This is a genomic window from Polaribacter sargassicola, assembly GCF_021991835.1.
Taxonomy (GTDB): Bacteria; Bacteroidota; Bacteroidia; order Flavobacteriales; family Flavobacteriaceae; genus Polaribacter; species Polaribacter sargassicola.
The window spans coordinates 65,056-82,047 of sequence record NZ_JAHDAU010000008.1; the positions used below are offsets into that span (position 1 = coordinate 65,056).

15 protein-coding genes, 1 tRNA gene and 1 riboswitch are annotated in these 16,992 nt (G+C 30.5%); of the genes, 1 reads left to right on the forward strand and 15 read right to left on the reverse strand.

The genetic code is table 11. The features are described from left to right. Window positions 1–76: 76 nt before the first annotated feature. The gene (locus tag KI686_RS12970; RefSeq protein WP_237589753.1) at window positions 77–667 is read left to right on the forward strand and encodes an RNA polymerase sigma factor; all 591 of its coding nucleotides are present in this window, start codon (window positions 77–79) and stop codon (window positions 665–667) included. Between the two features lie 53 nt (window positions 668–720). Here the strand turns inward: KI686_RS12970 and KI686_RS12975 are convergent. The 15 genes from KI686_RS12975 to KI686_RS13045 form a co-directional block, all read right to left on the reverse strand. After that, window positions 721–794: transfer RNA gene (locus KI686_RS12975), tRNA-Asp, on the reverse strand. Between the two features lie 64 nt (window positions 795–858). Further along, window positions 859–1,779, reverse strand: coding sequence for a DUF58 domain-containing protein (locus KI686_RS12980; protein ID WP_237589754.1), 921 nt, complete (start codon window positions 1,777–1,779; stop codon window positions 859–861). A gap of 1 nt (window position 1,780) precedes the next feature. Continuing rightward, complete coding sequence (locus tag KI686_RS12985; RefSeq protein WP_237589755.1) at window positions 1,781–4,342, reverse strand: M1 family metallopeptidase; 2,562 nt, start codon at window positions 4,340–4,342, stop codon at window positions 1,781–1,783. 85 nt (window positions 4,343–4,427) lie between these two features. Next, the gene (trxA, locus tag KI686_RS12990) at window positions 4,428–4,745 is read right to left on the reverse strand and encodes a thioredoxin (protein WP_237589756.1); all 318 of its coding nucleotides are present in this window, start codon (window positions 4,743–4,745) and stop codon (window positions 4,428–4,430) included. A gap of 205 nt (window positions 4,746–4,950) precedes the next feature. Next, window positions 4,951–5,907, reverse strand: coding sequence for a methylenetetrahydrofolate reductase [NAD(P)H] (gene metF, locus KI686_RS12995; protein ID WP_237589757.1), 957 nt, complete (start codon window positions 5,905–5,907; stop codon window positions 4,951–4,953). A 319-nt stretch (window positions 5,908–6,226) separates the two neighbouring features. Continuing rightward, a complete protein-coding gene (gene metH, locus KI686_RS13000; protein ID WP_237589758.1) occupies window positions 6,227–8,902 on the reverse strand; it encodes a methionine synthase in 2,676 nt (891 codons plus the stop codon). After that, complete coding sequence (locus KI686_RS13005; protein WP_237589759.1) at window positions 8,902–9,183, reverse strand: antibiotic biosynthesis monooxygenase family protein; 282 nt, start codon at window positions 9,181–9,183, stop codon at window positions 8,902–8,904. Before KI686_RS13005 ends, metH begins: the two co-directional genes overlap by 1 nt. A gap of 6 nt (window positions 9,184–9,189) precedes the next feature. Next, window positions 9,190–10,203 carry a homocysteine S-methyltransferase family protein gene (locus KI686_RS13010; protein WP_237589760.1) on the reverse strand — a complete coding sequence of 338 codons (1,014 nt, stop codon included), beginning with the start codon at window positions 10,201–10,203 and terminating at the stop codon, window positions 9,190–9,192. Between the two features lie 52 nt (window positions 10,204–10,255). Then, a riboswitch (SAM riboswitch) is annotated at window positions 10,256–10,360 on the reverse strand. A 60-nt stretch (window positions 10,361–10,420) separates the two neighbouring features. Then, a complete protein-coding gene (gene cysM, locus KI686_RS13015; RefSeq protein ID WP_237589761.1) occupies window positions 10,421–11,308 on the reverse strand; it encodes a cysteine synthase CysM in 888 nt (295 codons plus the stop codon). A 1-nt stretch (window position 11,309) separates the two neighbouring features. Then, on the reverse strand, window positions 11,310–12,068 hold the full coding sequence (gene epsC, locus KI686_RS13020; RefSeq protein ID WP_237589762.1) for a serine O-acetyltransferase EpsC: 759 nt from the start codon (window positions 12,066–12,068) through the stop codon (window positions 11,310–11,312). A gap of 8 nt (window positions 12,069–12,076) precedes the next feature. Beyond that, a complete protein-coding gene (locus KI686_RS13025; protein ID WP_237589763.1) occupies window positions 12,077–12,406 on the reverse strand; it encodes a 2Fe-2S iron-sulfur cluster-binding protein in 330 nt (109 codons plus the stop codon). A gap of 49 nt (window positions 12,407–12,455) precedes the next feature. Further along, entirely contained in the window at window positions 12,456–13,511 is a 1,056-nt protein-coding gene (locus tag KI686_RS13030; RefSeq protein WP_237589764.1) for an NAD(P)/FAD-dependent oxidoreductase, read from the reverse strand. 1 nt (window position 13,512) lies between these two features. Further along, window positions 13,513–14,097, reverse strand: coding sequence for a precorrin-2 dehydrogenase/sirohydrochlorin ferrochelatase family protein (locus tag KI686_RS13035; RefSeq protein WP_237589834.1), 585 nt, complete (start codon window positions 14,095–14,097; stop codon window positions 13,513–13,515). A gap of 10 nt (window positions 14,098–14,107) precedes the next feature. Then, complete coding sequence (gene cobA / locus KI686_RS13040) at window positions 14,108–14,875, reverse strand: uroporphyrinogen-III C-methyltransferase (RefSeq protein WP_237589765.1); 768 nt, start codon at window positions 14,873–14,875, stop codon at window positions 14,108–14,110. Between the two features lie 13 nt (window positions 14,876–14,888). Next, on the reverse strand, window positions 14,889–16,979 hold the full coding sequence (locus KI686_RS13045) for a ferredoxin-like domain-containing protein (protein WP_237589766.1): 2,091 nt from the start codon (window positions 16,977–16,979) through the stop codon (window positions 14,889–14,891). Window positions 16,980–16,992: the final 13 nt, after the last annotated feature.

Below are 16,992 nucleotides of genomic sequence, written 5' to 3' on the forward strand. Positions count from 1 at the left end.
TTATTGTTTTACCCTTAGTCAAATTTTGTTTTTTTTTTGTCATATTTGCGTTTTAATTGAAAAAAACGAAAACATTTTGGAAGTTTTTATTAACGATTCTATACTTGCTAAAAAAATTAAAAAGGGCGATAGGAGATCATTTAGGCTTTTATTTGATCGTTATTACAAGAAACTTTTAGATTACGCAACAACTTACACCAACGATACTCAAGAAGCAGAAGACATCGTACAACAAACTTTTATAATACTCTGGACTAACAGACTAAAAATAAATACTGAAAAATCCATAAAAAGTTATTTATACAGAATAACACACAACACTTATATTGACACTTACAGAAAACAAAAAAATAGAGATGCTTTTTTTGATGAGTTTAAAGAAAAAGCACTTAGAGATAGAATTGCAACAGATCCTGATGCTTTAGAACAACGTACCAAAAAATTAAAAAAAGTAATTGAAACACTACCAGAAAAATGTAAAGAGATTTTGTATATGAATAAGTTTGAAGGACTTAAATACAAAGAAATTTCAGAAAAACTAGGTATTTCTATAAAAACGGTAGAGTCTCATATTTACACAGCTTATAAAAAAATACGTGAAGCATTTAAAGATGATGACTTATTCTTATTTTTCTTGTATAAATTTATAAAAGACACTAAAAAATAAACTCTTTAAATTTAGTTCAAAAAAAAAGCATCTCATAATTGAGATGCTTTTTGCGGTCTGGACGGGACTCGAACCCGCGACCCCCTGCGTGACAGGCAGGTATTCTAACCAGCTGAACTACCAGACCGTTGCTTTTAGCGGTTGCAAATATAATACTTTTTATAATATCTGCAAGTTTAAAATAAAAAAAATTAAATATTTTTTCTTCTACTAATTAAATAAGCCATTAAAACATCATTAAAACCTTTATTTATATCTACAGAAACGTAATCTATTTTAAACTGTAAACACCTCTTTTTTAAATTACTAAAATAATCTCCTACAGATTTTTCATATTCTTTTTTAATATTTTCTGCAAAAACATTTATTTCTTCACCTGTTTCTACATCAACAAATTTTTTAGGTGTATTTTCAAAATTGAGGTTCAATTCTGTTTTCCCATCAAAAGTATGAAACAAAACCACTTCGTGTTTATTATATTTTAAATGACGTAAAGCTTCAAATAACTCATCATTATTTTTTGAAGTTTGAAACATATCTGTAAATAAAAAAATTAAAGATCGCCTATGCATCTTTTCTGCAATTTCATGTAAATATTTATATGTTTCTGTTTTTGCATCAGAATTAGAAATCAACAATTGATCTAATTGATGTAACAACATTTTTCTATGACGCTCACTTCCTTTTTCTGGCGCATAATATTCATAAGTATCAGAATAAATACTTAACCCTACCGCATCTCTTTGTCTTTTTAAAATTTCCATTAAAGAAGCCGCAGCAACAGCAGAAAAACCAACTTTATTTAAACTGTTTAAAGTTTGCTTTTTAACCAAAGGATAATGCATAGATGCAGAATTATCTATAATTATATGGCAACGTAAATTGGTTTCTTCTTCGTATTTTTTGGTATAAAGCTTTTCTGTTTTAGCAAATAATTTCCAATCTATATGCCTAGTACTTTCTCCTTTATTGTATAATTTATGCTCAGAAAACTCCACAGAAAATCCATGAAACGGACTTTTATGAATACCTGTTACAAAACCTTCTACAACTTGTTTTGCAAGTATGTCTAAATTTTTTATTTCTGATGATTGTACTTCAGATAAATTCATACTATTTTTTAATGCTTTGAGCTCGTGTTAAATTATCTGTAGTTTGTAATAATTTTGTCAACAAAATTGGATTATAATCTTGGTTTTCACTTAAAAATTCTTCTAAAATAGCGTATGCTTCTTTAGATGAATATTTACCAATAGAACTTGCCAACCATCCTTTAGGAAAGAAAATATCACCTGTTAATTGTACTTCTTCTAATTTTTCTAAAACAGATTTTAAATGTTTTACAGATGTTTTTTGCCTTAACGGATGATGTATATTACTCAAAGCTGTTTGCACCCAAGATTCATTTGCTCTGTTTTCTTTTTGTAAAAGTGATGTCATAAAAGCATCTCTTACATTTTTATTTGTAGATAAAGAAGGTAACAACCACTTAAAACGATCTAATCTATCATTATTAGTGATTTTAGTTTGTTGTTCTTGTAAAATTTCTACTGTTTTTGGATGCTCTAAAATAGCCAACTTCATTGCTAAAGAAGTAAAATTATTCTCATTTAAAAACAAATTTTCAATCTGTTTAGTTTTACTCCAAATTGCATATAAATTTTCTTTTCCTGCTTCTGAAATCACTATAGATTGATACAAACCAAACAGGGTTCTTTTTATATTTTTAGGTTGATTACTTTCTAACAATTGCAACACTTCTTTTTCTGTATTTTCTGCAATTTCTGTTTGCTGTTTTTCTGTTAAAAATGTCCAAAAAACAGCTTGAATTCTACCTGACAAATAACTTGTTATCAATTCGTTTTTTTCCTCTTTAATTGCTGATAAAAATATTTGAAATGTTTCTAGCGGACTAACCTCACCAATTAACATATTTTCATACAAATTGATAAATTGATACCCTCTAGAAACCTCATCATTAATATGTTGATAGGTATCAATATCTTTTTTATAAATAGGAAAAACTCCGTAACCAAATCCGTTTGTATTGTATAAAACCTGACCCGGTTTAAAGTCTTTTGTTGCGGATGTAATATCAAAAGATTTACCCATATTTTTAATATTGATATTTTTTTGATATCCTCTTTCATCAATCAATTTTATCTTAAAAGATTGTGTCCAAACTTTTTCTGAACCGTCTTCTGCTTTTTGATGAATTACAAACTTGGTTACATTTCCTTTTTCATTCAACTCTATTTCTTCATAAAAAATAGGTCTTCCGGCAGAATTTACCCAAACATCAGACCAATTTTTAATATTTCCTTCAGATTTCTCATCAAAAATACCAACCAATTCACTCCAATCGGCATTTGAGTTTTTATAGGTTTTTATGTATTCTTGAATGCCTGATTGAAAAACTTCTTCACCTAAAAGTGCTTCTAACTGACGCATCATAATTGGTGCTTTATTGTAAATAATTCTTCCGTATAAAGAACCTGCGTCTTTTAAATTCCCTAAATATTGACGAATAGCATTTGTGCCTTTTGTTCTGTCTTCAGAATAAGCGCTTGGGTAATGCGTCATCATAAAATTTAAATCATGATTTATTTCTGGAAAAACCGGATTCATAATTTTATCTGCCATAAAATTGGCAAAAACTTCTTTCATCCAAACATCATTAAACCAACGCATGGTTACCAAATCTCCAAACCACATGTGCGATGTTTCATGTGCAATTAATTTTGCTCTACTTAGCTTTCTATTTTCTGTAGCATTTTTATCTAAAAACAAAGACGATTGTCTGTACTGAATTGCACCAACATGTTCCATACCTCCATACTGAAAAGGTGGAATAGCAGCAAAATCCATTTTTTGAAATGGAAATTTTACTTGCGTATAATCCTCTAAAAAATCTAATGATTTTTGATGAATTTTAAACACTTCATCTACACTTTCTGCAATTTTTTCTTTATCATTTTCTCTATATAAAAAACGCATATCAAAAGCACCTGGATTTTTTATTTCTTCAGTAAATTTACCTGCTACAAAAGAAAATAAATAGGTACTCATTAAGTCTGATGTCTTAAAAGTATGTTCTATAAAATCATCTATTTCTAAACTACTTTCTTTAAAACCACCTGCCAAAACTTGCCAATCTTTAGGTGCTGTTATTCTTAAATTATACTTGGCTTTTATGTCTGGTTGATCAAAACAAGGAAATAACGTGCTTGCTCTATCTGGCACCAATAAAGTATATAAAAATTCTTCATTTCTATTTAAAGATTGTTCTCCTGCATCAAAAAGTATTTCTACAGAATTAACACCTAAAACCAATGCTGATTTATCTATAATAACATGTTCTTTTTGATGATTAATTACAGCCGTTTTGTTGTTAATTTTTATTGATTTTAATTTAGAAGCTTCTTCATTAAAATCTAAATACACATCATTTTTTAAATCGTTAACTGTAAAATCTACCACTAATTTAGACGGGATTGGGCTTTGTTTTTCTTTAGGAATTTTAAAATCTAAATTATAAACAACATCGGCAATTTGTTGTTTTCTATATGTTGCCAACTCATAAGAAATTCCTTTTTCTAGGGTTAATTTTTCTTCTTGTTTATTACAAGATATTAAAAGGAAAAAGCATAAAATTAATGATACATAGAATTTCATATAAAAAAATTTAGATTTTTTAAAAATAAAAAAAGGTTTGACGTTAGCCAAACCTTTAACTTATTTAAAATGTTAATACTACTTATTATATAGCAGCATCAATTTTACCTGTGTAAACATTTTTAGGCGCAACACCTACTTGTTTATCTACAACTTCTCCGTCTTTAAAGATTAAAACAGTTGGTATATTTCTAACACCATACTTAGCTGCAAATTCTTGATTAGCATCTACATCTACTTTACCAACAACAGCTTTACCTTCGTATTCTGCATGAATTTCATCTACAATTGGTCCTACCATTCTACAAGGTCCACACCAAGCAGCCCAAAAATCTACTAATACTGGTTTGTCTGATTTTAATACTACTTCATCAAAATTTGCGTCTGTTATCTCTAATGCCATTTTTTATATTTTAAAATTGTTTTTTTCCGTTTTAAGCTACAAAAGTAAACAATTTATTTACTTTCTAGATTTCAAAAAAATTACTTTTTACTATTTGTCTATAAATTGTACTTATGCTTACAACTAAAAATTCATCAAAAAAGAAGCTTTTTAAATCTTTTTTCTGATGAATTCTTAAAAATAAACTTATAAAAAAATTACTTTCTTAAAATAATTCTGATGCAATTGCATGTATATTATCACTTTTCCCCATAGAATAGTAATGTAAAAATGGCACACCTGCTTCTTTTAATTCTTTAGATTGCTGTATAGCAAACTCAATACCAACTTGTCTTACCGCTTTATTGTCTTTACAACCTTCTACAGCTTCTATTAAATCTTCTGGCAAATCTATCTTAAAAACTTGCGGTAAAATTTGCAGATGTCTTTTTACTGCCAAAGGTTTAATACCTGGTATAATAGGTACTGTAATACCCATTTCTCTTGCTTTTTTAACAAATTCAAAATATTTTTTATTATCAAAAAACATCTGTGTTACCACATAATCTGCACCGGCATCTACCTTTTGTTTTAAACGTTTTAAATCTGTATTTAAAGACGGAGATTCCATATGCTTTTCTGGGTAACCAGCAACACCAATACAAAAATCGTAATTGTGTTCTACCTTAATATCATCATGCAAATATTTTCCTTTATTTAAATTAGATATTTGCGTTACTAAATCGCTTGCAAAAGCATTACCACCTTGTGTTGGTTTAAAATAAGGTTCGTCTTTTCTTGCGTCTCCTCTTAAAGCCACCACATTATCTAACCCTAAATAATGGCAATCTACCAAAACATACTCTGTTTCTTCTTTTGTAAACCCACCACACAATAAATGCGGAATAGCATCTACTTTATATTTATGCATGATAGAAGCACAAATACCAACAGTTCCTGGACGCATTCGGGTAATTCTTTTATCTAAAAGTCCGTTTCCTTTATCTACGTATACATACTCTTCTCTAGAAGTTGTTACGTCTATAAATGGCGGATTAAATTCCATTAACGGATCTATATTATTATATAAATCTTGAATATTTTTTCCTTTTTGAGGCGGAATTACCTCAAAAGAAAACAATGTTTTTCCGTTTGCCTTTTTTATATGGTCTGTAACTTTCATTAATACTTAATTATTGCTGTATTTAATAGAAATAGGCAACAATTAAAGCGGTAATCGATAACAATAAAAATTGTAGAAGAAATTTTAACTCAATTCTATATTTTTTCATCTTTTTAAATTTTCCGCAAAAATGTACTTTTCTATTATATTATTTATGATTTTAAATCTAATAAATTGTTAATTTAATGTTTTCTATTCTTTTAGCGTTACCACAAGGGTCACGCTTTACACTATATCTTTTTTGAAAAAAACAAAAAAGGATGCCGTTTCAATCGTTAACGCACGCTTGTTTATTTACTCTGTGCAAAAGTAAAACTCTTTACGAATCTGCAATATTAGGATGCAACCATTTTCTTGCTTTTTCTTTCTTAATTCCCTTACGCTTAGAATAATCTGTAACTTGGTCATCAGTAATTTTACCCAAACCAAAATACTTTGCTTCTTTATTGGCAAAATAATATCCAGAAACTGCAGCTGCTGGCCACATTGCCAAACTTTCTGTTAGTTTTACACCTATTTGATTTTCTACATCTAACAAATCCCAAATAGTTTCTTTTTCTAAATGATCTGGACAAGCAGGGTAACCTGGCGCAGGACGAATACCTTTATAACTTTCTTTAATTAAATCATCGTTAGATAAATTTTCATCAGCAGCATATCCCCAATGTTTGGTTCTTATTTGCTTATGTAAATATTCTGCAAATGCTTCTGCAAAACGGTCTGCAATAGCTTGTGCCATAATTCCGTTATAATCATCTTCTTTTGCTCTATAGCTATCTGCTAATTCTTGTGCACCAAAAATACCCACACAAAAAGCACCTATATAATCTGTTTTACCAGTTTCTTTTGGCGCAATAAAATCTGATAAAGCATGATTAGGAATCCCTTCTCTTTTCTTTAATTGCTGACGTAAAGTTCTAAAAATAAATTCTTCTCCTCCTTTTTTCTGTACAGCAATATCATCTTCATTAATAGAATTTGCTTTAAACAATCCAAAAATGGCTTTTGGTTTTAAAGATTGATTTGCAATAATTTCTTTAATCATTACTTGCGCCTCTTCATACATAATAGAAGCTTGTTCACCAACAACTTTGTCTGTTAAAATATCAGGAAATTTTCCATGTAGATCCCAACTTCTAAAAAACGGGCTCCAATCTATAAAAGGCAATAATTCTTTTAAACTTAATTGCTCTAATGTCTGAATTCCTAATTCTCTAGGTTTAACAATTTCAGAAGTTTCCCAATCAATTTTATATTTACGTTTACGAGCTTCAATAATAGAAATGTATGATTTTTCTTTACCTCGTTTTAAAAACTTGGTTCTAAACTCATCATAATTTTTCTTTAGTTCGGCAACATATTCATGCGATGTTTTTTTGTTTAATAAATCACCAACAACCGTTACTGCTCTTGATGCATCGTTAACATGCACAACTGCATTTTTATATTGGGTATCTATTTTAACAGCTGTATGTGCTTTAGATGTTGTTGCACCACCAATTAACAATGGTAATTCAAAATTTTGACGTTGCATTTCTTTTGCCAAATAAACCATTTCATCTAAAGAAGGAGTAATTAAACCACTTAAGCCAATTGCATCTACACGTTCTTCTATAGCGGTTTGAATTATTTTTTCTGGCGGAACCATTACACCTAAATCTACAATTTCGTAATTATTACAAGCTAAAACAACACTTACAATATTTTTACCTATGTCATGCACATCTCCTTTTACTGTTGCCATTAAAATTTTACCAACAGGTTCTTGCTTATCTCCTTTTTCTGCTTCTATAAACGGATTTAAATATCCTACCGCTTTTTTCATCACACGTGCAGACTTTACTACTTGTGGTAAAAACATTTTTCCGGCTCCAAATAAATCTCCAACAACATTCATCCCTGCCATTAAATTACCTTCAATAACTTCAATAGGTTTTTCTGCTTGTAATCTTGCTTCTTCTACATCTTCTATAATAAAAGCATCAATTCCTTTTACCAATGCATGTGTAATTCTATCTTGTAAAGGATTTTCTCTCCAAGATAAATCTACCGTTTTTTCTTTTTTTGTTCCTTTTACAGTTTCTGCAAAATCTAACAAACGCTCTGTTGCATCATCTCTTCTATCAAGAATTACATCTTCTATATGTTCTAATAAGTCTTTAGGAATATCATCATAAACCTCTAACATTGCAGGATTTACAATTCCCATATTCATACCTGCTTGTATTGCATAATATAAAAAAACAGAGTGCATTGCTTCTCTTACTGTATTATTTCCTCTAAAAGAAAATGATACATTACTTACACCACCACTTACAGAAACGTTTTCTAAGTTTTCTCTAACCCAACGTGTTGCTTCTATAAAATCGATTGCATTTTTTCTGTGTTCATCCATCCCTGTAGCAACAGGAAATATATTTAAATCGAATATAATATCTTCTGATGGAAACCCAACTTGATTTACTAAAACATCATAAGAACGTTGTGCTATTTCTATTCTTCTATCATAAGTATCTGCCTGCCCAACCTCATCAAAAGCCATAACAATTACAGCTGCTCCGTAACGTTTTATAAGTTTTGCTTCTCTTATAAATTTTTCTTCTCCTTCTTTTAAAGAAATAGAATTTACCACACATTTACCTTGCACAACTTGTAAACCAGCTTCTATAATTTCCCATTTAGAACTGTCTATCATCATTGGCACGCGACAAATATCTGGTTCTGCAGCAATCAAATTTAAAAAACGAACCATGGCTTCTTTTCCGTCAAGAAGTCCATCATCCATATTAATATCTACAATTTGCGCTCCTCCATCTACTTGATGACGTGCAATATCTAATGCTTCATCAAATTTTTCTTCTTTAATTAATCGTAAAAATTTACGTGATCCGGCAACATTTGTACGCTCACCAACATTGATAAAATTGCTATTTTCGTTTAGAATTAATGGCTCTAAACCAGACAATTTCATGTATTTTGTTTGTTTTATTTTCATTACTTGTAATGTTCTACTGTTGGAAAAGGTTCATAAAAATGATGCAATAAACTTTTCCATTTTTGATATTCGTCTGATTTTCTAAATCCGATTTCGTGATCTTCTAAAGTTTCCCAATTGACTAATAAAATATATTTATTTTCATCTTCAATACATTTTTTTAAATCATGAGAAATATATCCTTTAACGGATCTTATACTCTTTTCTGCTTCTATAAAATTATTTTCAAATTCTTTAGATAAACCTTCTTTTACATTTAAAATTGCAACTTCTAAAATCATATAAAATTATCTAATTTCTAGAGCAATTTCAGCATGTGGTCTTGGCTTATATTTTGCAGCAATATTTGCAATTACATTAATATGATCTGGACTTGTACCACAACATCCACCAATAATATTAATTAAATTTTTCTTTAGATATTCTTCTATTTGCTCTCCCATTTCTTCTGGAGTTTCATCATATTCTCCAAAAGCATTTGGCAACCCTGCATTTGGATGCGCAGAAATAGCAAAATCTGTTTTATTTGCAATTGCCTCTAAATGTGGTTGTAATAAATTGGCACCTAAAGCGCAATTAAATCCTATTGATAAAAGCGGAATGTGGGAAACTGAGATTAAAAAAGCTTCTGCTGTTTGACCAGATAAAGTTCTACCAGAAGCATCAGTAATTGTTCCACTTAACATTGTTGGTATTTCAATATTTCTTTCGTCTTTAACTTCTTCTATTGCAAACAAAGCTGCTTTAGCATTTAAAGTGTCAAATACTGTTTCTACCAATAGTAAATCTACTCCGCCATCAACTAAAGCTTCTATTTGCTGTTTGTAAGCAATTCTTAATTCATCAAAAGTTACAGCTCTATAACCTGGGTCATTTACATCAGGAGACATACTTGCAGTTCTGTTTGTAGGACCAATAGAACCTGCTACAAAACGCGGTTTGTGAGGTTCTTTTGCCGTAAATTGATCTGCAACTTCTTTGGCTATTTTTGCTGATTGATAATTTAGCTCGTACACTAAATCTTCCATCTGGTAATCTGCCATGGCAATTGTAGTACCAGAAAAAGTATTGGTTTCTATAATATCTGCACCAGCTTCAAAGTATTTACCATGTATAGTTTTTATGGCTTCTGGCTGGGTTATCGATAATAAATCGTTGTTACCTTGTAAAGGTGTTGGGTAATCTTTAAAGCGTTCTCCTCTAAAATCTTCTTCAGTAAATTTATAAGCTTGTAGCATGGTACCCATTGCACCATCTAAAACTAAAATTCTTTCTTGTAAAGCTTTGTATATATTTGACATTCCTGAAAATTAAATTTGCTTGTTATCAGGAAAAGAAGAATTAATACTCTTTCCGTTATCTCTCTGTTTTCTTGCAGTAGAATTTAGCACCTTCTTTAAAATTAAAGGGTTGCCAAGGTTTCCTTGGGTCTATTCCCTCAACCTTTCTTGATAACAATATAAAATAAATGAACTATGTTCGCTGCAAATTAACGAACTTTTTTTTTGTTTTTATAATTTATTCGTAGATATCTGATGATAAGTAACGGTCTCCTCTATCGCAAATAATTGCAACAACAACACCTTTATCTATAGAATTTGCTACTTTTAATGCTGTTGCTACAGCACCTCCACTACTCATTCCTGCAAAGATACCTTCTTCTTTTGCTAATCTTATAGTCATTTCTTTAGCTTCCTCTTCGCTAACTTCTATAACCTGATCTATTTTTTTAGGTTTAAAAATAGCCGGTAAATACTCTTCTGGCCATTTTCTAATTCCTGGTATTTTAGCACCATCTTTGGGTTGTGCACCAACAATAGTAATATCTTTATTTTGTTCTTTTAAAAAATCTGAAACTCCTGTAATTGTACCTGTAGTTCCCATTGCTGATACAAAATGAGTTACTTGTCCTTCTGTATCTCTCCAAATTTCTGGCCCAGTAGTATTGTAATGCGCTTTAGGATTGTCAAAATTATCAAACTGATTTAATCTAAAATATCCTTTTTTATATTTTAATTTTAAAGCGTAATCTATAGCACCTTCCATACCTTTTTCTGCAGGTGTTAAAATTACTTTTGCACCATAAGCACGCATTGTTTTAACTCTTTCTATAGTTGAGTTTTCTGGCATTGTAATTACCATATTCACGCCTAAAACTTTTGCCATTAAAGCTAACGCAATACCTGTATTTCCACTAGTTGCCTCTACTAAAGTATCACCTTTCTTAATGTTATTTTTTTTGATAGCTTCAGAAATCATATAATAAGCAGCTCTATCTTTAACACTACCTCCAGGATTATTACCTTCTAACTTTAATAACAGTGTAACACCCTCTTTTTTTATAATGTTTTGAGCTTCTACTAATGGAGTATTCCCTACAAAATCTATGATACTTTTAGTCTTCATCTTAATTTCTTTTTTGAAAAATATTATTTTCTGATTGCACTGTTACTATTGAGTTTTCTGGTATAGATTCTGTTACACAAACATTTGCACCAATAACAGAATTTTTACCAATAACTACATTACCGCCTAAGATTGTTGCATTGGCATAAATAACAACATTATTTTCTATTGTTGGATGTCTTTTTGTAGAAGCTAAACTTTTTTTAACTCTAATACCTCCTAAAGTTACTCCTTGATAAATACACACATTTTCTTTGATAATTGTTGTTTCTCCAATTACAATTCCCGTTGCATGATCTATAAAAAAAGAATCTCCTATTTCTGCCCCTGGATGAATATCTGTACCTGTTTTGGTATGTGCAAATTCACTCATCATTCTAGGTAAAACATCAATATTTTGCTTTAGCAATTGATGACTTAAACGATATACTGCAATGGCATAAAAACCTGGATATGCTAAATAAATTTCTTCTAAACTTTTAGCCGCAGGATCATTTCTTTCTGCAGCAATAGCATCTAAATCTAACTTAGTTCTTATATAAGAAAATTTATTTTCAAAATTACTCCAATGATTTTCTGCTTCTTTTATAGATAATCTATTTAAAATAGTAAGAAATGTCTTTTTTATTTCTTTTTTATTTTTTTGCTGATATTCACTATCAAACAAACTATGGATTAATTTTTTAGTAAACGTTTCTACAGTGTCTTTTAAACAGACACTGTAGTTTTTAAACGTAACTTTTTCTTTTATATTTTCCATTATTGAGTTTAATCTTCCGGAGCTAACTCAACTTCAAGTCCTTCTAACTCTGGTGTAATTTGTATTTGACAACCTAACCTACTATTATCTTCCACATTAAAAGCTTCTGCTAACATTGCATCTTCATCATCCGTCATTTCTGGCAACTCGTGGTCTGATTTTACGTAACACTGACAAGAAGCACACATTGCCATACCTCCACAAATACCAATTGTTCCTTCTTCGGCTAATTCGTAAGAACGAATAACCTCCATTAAATTCATTGCCATATCTGTAGGAGCTACTATTTCATGTTCAACTCCATTTCTATCAGTTACTTTAATGTTTACGTCTTGCATTATATTATTTATTATTTGTCTTAAGTTTGTTTAAGAACTTACAAATGTACTACTCAATTGCTTTAACTACTGCTTTTGGAGCTTCTTTTTTTGTTCCATCAAAACCTTCTACACCACCAACAGTTGTGTATTTCATTACATATTTCTTATCTGGAAAAATTCTTTGAAAAGCACTTTGACACATTAAAGTAGCTTCATGAAATCCACATAAAATTAATTTTAATTTCCCCGGATATGTATTTACATCACCAATTGCATAAATACCAGGTATATTTGTTTGATAATCTAACGCATTATTTACTTTAATTGCATTTTTTTCTATCTCTAAGCCCCAATTAGCTATTGGGCCTAATTTAGGAGACAATCCAAACAAAGGAATAAAGTGGTCTGTAGCTAACTCAAAAGGTTCTTCTCCTTTCTTTTCAATTAAAACTCCAGTAACTTTATCTTCTCCTAAAATTCCTTTAATTTCTGCAGGTGTAATTAAGTTTATTTTACCAGCATCTTTTAATTCTTGTACTTTTTCTACAGAATCTAAAGCTCCTCTAAATTCATTTCTTCTGTGCACTAATGTTACTGATTTTGCAACATCCGACAAGAAAATAGACCAATCTAAAGCAGAATCTCCTCCACCAGCAATTACTACATTTTTATCTCTGTATAATTCTGGCTCTTTAATAATATATTCTACTCCGTTATCTTCAAATTTTGTAATATTTTCTAACTTAGGTTTTCTTGGCTCAAAAGACCCCAAACCACCTGCTATTGCTACAACAGGAGCTTTATGTTTTGTACCTTTATTTGTAGTTACTACAAATGTACCATCTTCTTGTTTTTCTATAGTATCGGCACGTTCTCCTAAAGTAAAACCTGGTTCAAATTGTTTAATTTGTTCCATTAGGTTTGTTGTAAGGTCTCCTGCTAAAATTTCTGGATATGCAGGAATATCATAAATAGGTTTCTTTGGATATATTTCTGAACATTGCCCACCTGGTTGTGGTAATGCATCTATTAAATGGCATTTTAATTTTAACAATCCTGCTTCAAATACTGTAAATAACCCTGTAGGTCCCGCTCCAATAATTAGTATATCTGTGGTAATCATTTTAAGATTCTTTTTTTTCTATTAATCCTTTGGTGAATTCGTTTAGTGTTTCTACTTTTTCTTCGAAATCTCCTTTTATTGTTTTTCTAAACTCGTTTAAATTTTTTACTAAATCGTCTATATTTTCTGGTAATACTTCCTCGAAAAACTGACGTAATCTTTTGGCTGTTGTTGGTGATTTTCCGTTAGTAGAAATAGCTACCTTTACATTTCCTTTAGTTACAATTCCGCCCATATAAAAATCGCAATATGGTGGGTTATCTGCAACGTTTACCAATTTTGCTTGTGCCCTGCAATCTTCCCAAACTTTAACATTAACTTCTGGTATATCTGTAGTGGCTACAACTATATGTTTGCCCTCTAAATATTTTTTATCATACACATCTTCTACCAAACTAACATTGCCTTTTTTTGACAAATTTACGGTACCAGATCTAAACATTGGTGATACCATTGTTACACAAGCATCTGGACTTGATTTTAATAAAAAAGTCAATTTTTCTTCTGCAACAAAACCTCCGCCAACAATTAAGACTTGTAAGTTTTTAGTTTTTAAAAAAATGGGGTATAAATTATTTCTCTCCACAACACTATTGCTACTTAGGTTCATTTGCAAATTGATTTTTAATCTCTAAAATTAATTCGCGATGTTTAACAACTTCTCCTAAAACAATAATTGCTGGGTTTTTAAGTTCTTTTTCTAAAACTACATTCTCTATAGTATCTACAGTACCAATTCCTATTTTTTCATTTTTTGTTGTACCTTCTTGAATAATAGCAACTGGTAAATTATTTTTACTTTGGGCTTGAAATAGTTTTACAATTTGTGGTAATTTACTCATACCCATTAAAACAACAACAGTTGCATTAGATTTTGCTGCTAACTCAATATCATTAGATATTTTATGTTCTTTTGTAGTACCTGTAATAACCCAAAAACTTTCTGCAGAACCTCGTTTTGTTAAAGGTATATTTTGATATGCTGCAACTGCTAAAGAAGACGAAATTCCCGGAACAACGGCTACTTCTAACCCATTACTTGCTGCATATTCCATTTCTTCTGCTCCCCTACCAAAAATAAAAGGATCTCCACCCTTTAAACGAACTACATGCCCAGAAACCTTAGCTCTACCAACAATTAACTCATTAATTTGTTCTTGTTGATAACGATAACAACCTCTTCTTTTTCCAACAAAAATTTGTTCTGCTTCTGGGTTTATGTAGTCTAATAATTCTTCATTTACCAAAGCATCATATAAAACAACATCTGCACTCTTAAGGGCTTTAATTGCTTTTAAAGTAATTAAATCTACGTCTCCTGGGCCCGCGCCTACAACTGTTAACTTTGGTATTTTAAAACTCATCTTTTATTATTTTTTATGCAATTGTAGTTTCTGCTTCTCTATAAGCTCTTACTTTTTGCAAGAATGTATTTGCATCGCTAATATACTTATTTGCAAATTCTTCTGTAGGTGCAAATTTATTAATTTGATAAATTAAATCTGTAAAAGAAGTTCCTAAATCTATTTTTTCTGATTTTACAAAAAACTCATCAAATTGAGAAATGATACTTGCATGTGTATTTGTTTTTTTATTTTCTGCTAATAATGATGCTTTTGCAGAGTTTACAATAGATTGATATGCATAATAAATAGCACCAGAGTATACTTTATTCTCTAAAGCTTCTTTTGCATTGTCAATTTTTTCTTCACTTTCAAAAAACAACGTCGCAATTAAATCAATAACAACACCAGCACACTCTCCAACACCAATTTCTTTAACATACTTTTCTGTCTCTCCCCAATCTATAAAATCTTCTTGTGTTAAATTGGTTGCATCTTGTAAATCATTTAAGAAATTGTAAAAATATTTTTCTCCTTTTTCTTTATAATAATCTACAAATTGTTTTCCGTTTGCATTTGCCTCAAAATCGTTTAAAATTCTACGTAATGCTTCTGGACCTCTTCTACTTGGCACTTTTACTACTTTATCTGCAAAAACTCCGTTTCCATCACCTAAATTTCCTCCTCCTAATAAAACCTGTAAAGCTGGCGCAATTAATTTATCTGGCGTTCTTACCGTCATCCCTTGAAAACCAATATTTGCCATATTGTGTTGTCCACAAGCATTCATACAACCGCTAATCTTAATTACAAGATCTTCGTTTTTTAAATACTGAGGATATTCTGCCGCAATAACTTTTTCTAACTCTTCTGCAATACCTGTACTACTAGCAATACCCAAATTACAAGTATCTGTACCTGGACAAGCTGTAATATCTACTGCTTTATTATAACCTGCTTCTACAAATCCTAATTTTTCTAATTCTTGATAGAAATATGGTACTAAATCTTCCTTTACAAAAGGGATTACAATATTTTGACGCAAGGTTAATCTAATTTCTCCTGCTGCATAATTTTCTACTAAATCTGCTAACAAACGTGCTTTATCTGTATAAAAATCACCTAATAAAACCTTTATCCCTATAGCAACATAACCTTGTTGTTTTTGCGGAATTAAGTTTGTAGACTTCCATAATTCAAATGCTTCTTGGTCTTTAATTTCAACCTGAGGAACATCAACTGAAACTGGAGTTGAAGCTACATAAGCATCTGCATCAATTGCAACCGTTTTTAATTCTATAGCTTTTTGTTCTTGAGCAATTAAATCTCTAAAAGCCTCTAAACCGATGTCTTTTAATAAGAATTTCATTCTTGCTTTGGCTCTACTTTTACGCTCGCCATAACGATCAAAAATTCTTAAAACACCTTCCATTACCGGAATAATTTTATCTGTAGGTAAAAAATCATACAATACTTCTGCATGTCTTGGCTGAGATCCTAATCCTCCTGCAACCATCACTTTAAAACCTCTAACATCATCTTTTATTTTAGCAATAAATCCTAAATCATGCAAATAAGACAAACCTGTATCTTCATCTGTAGATGAAAAAGAAACTTTAAATTTACGTCCCATTTCTTGACAAATTGGGTTACGTAAAAAGAATTTATACAAAGCATCTGCATAAGGCGAAACATCAAAAGGTTCATTTACATCTATCCCTGCAGTTTCAGAAGCAGTTACATTTCTTACTACGTTACCACAAGCTTCTCTTAAAGTAACATCATCACGCTCTAATTCTGCCCATAATTCTGGGGTTCTATTTAGATCTACATAATGAATTTGTATGTCTTGACGTGTTGTAATATGCAACCTTCCTCTAGAATATTCATCAGAAACTTCAGAAATTCTGCGTAATTGATTGCTTTTTACTTTACCATATGGTAATTTTATACGTATCATTTGTACGCCTTCTTGACGCTGACCGTAAACACCTCGTGCTAAACGTAAACTCCTAAACTTTTCTTCGTCTATTTGTAGATTATTAAATGCTGCAATTTTATCTGCTAATTCAATAATATCTTTTTCAACAACCGGATTTTCTATTTCTGTTCTAAAACTTTGCATAAAAAAAGCCCAT

Bases quoted from the DNA above. Each gene is read 5' to 3' on its own strand.
- KI686_RS12980 (WP_237589754.1), bottom strand. From the start codon at position 1,779: ATGAATTTATCTGAAGTACAATCATCAGAAATAAAAAATTTAGACATA.
- KI686_RS12985 (WP_237589755.1), bottom strand. From the start codon at position 4,342: ATGAAATTCTATGTATCATTAATTTTATGCTTTTTCCTTTTAATATCT.
- trxA (WP_237589756.1), bottom strand. From the start codon at position 4,745: ATGGCATTAGAGATAACAGACGCAAATTTTGATGAAGTAGTATTAAAA.
- metF (WP_237589757.1), bottom strand. From the start codon at position 5,907: ATGAAAGTTACAGACCATATAAAAAAGGCAAACGGAAAAACATTGTTT.
- metH (WP_237589758.1), bottom strand. From the start codon at position 8,902: ATGAAAATAAAACAAACAAAATACATGAAATTGTCTGGTTTAGAGCCA.
- KI686_RS13005 (WP_237589759.1), bottom strand. From the start codon at position 9,183: ATGATTTTAGAAGTTGCAATTTTAAATGTAAAAGAAGGTTTATCTAAA.
- KI686_RS13010 (WP_237589760.1), bottom strand. From the start codon at position 10,203: ATGTCAAATATATACAAAGCTTTACAAGAAAGAATTTTAGTTTTAGAT.
- cysM (WP_237589761.1), bottom strand. From the start codon at position 11,308: ATGAAGACTAAAAGTATCATAGATTTTGTAGGGAATACTCCATTAGTA.
- epsC (WP_237589762.1), bottom strand. From the start codon at position 12,068: ATGGAAAATATAAAAGAAAAAGTTACGTTTAAAAACTACAGTGTCTGT.
- KI686_RS13025 (WP_237589763.1), bottom strand. From the start codon at position 12,406: ATGCAAGACGTAAACATTAAAGTAACTGATAGAAATGGAGTTGAACAT.
- KI686_RS13030 (WP_237589764.1), bottom strand. From the start codon at position 13,511: ATGATTACCACAGATATACTAATTATTGGAGCGGGACCTACAGGGTTA.
- cobA (WP_237589765.1), bottom strand. From the start codon at position 14,875: ATGAGTTTTAAAATACCAAAGTTAACAGTTGTAGGCGCGGGCCCAGGA.
- KI686_RS13045 (WP_237589766.1), bottom strand. From the start codon at position 16,979: ATGCAAAGTTTTAGAACAGAAATAGAAAATCCGGTTGTTGAAAAAGAT.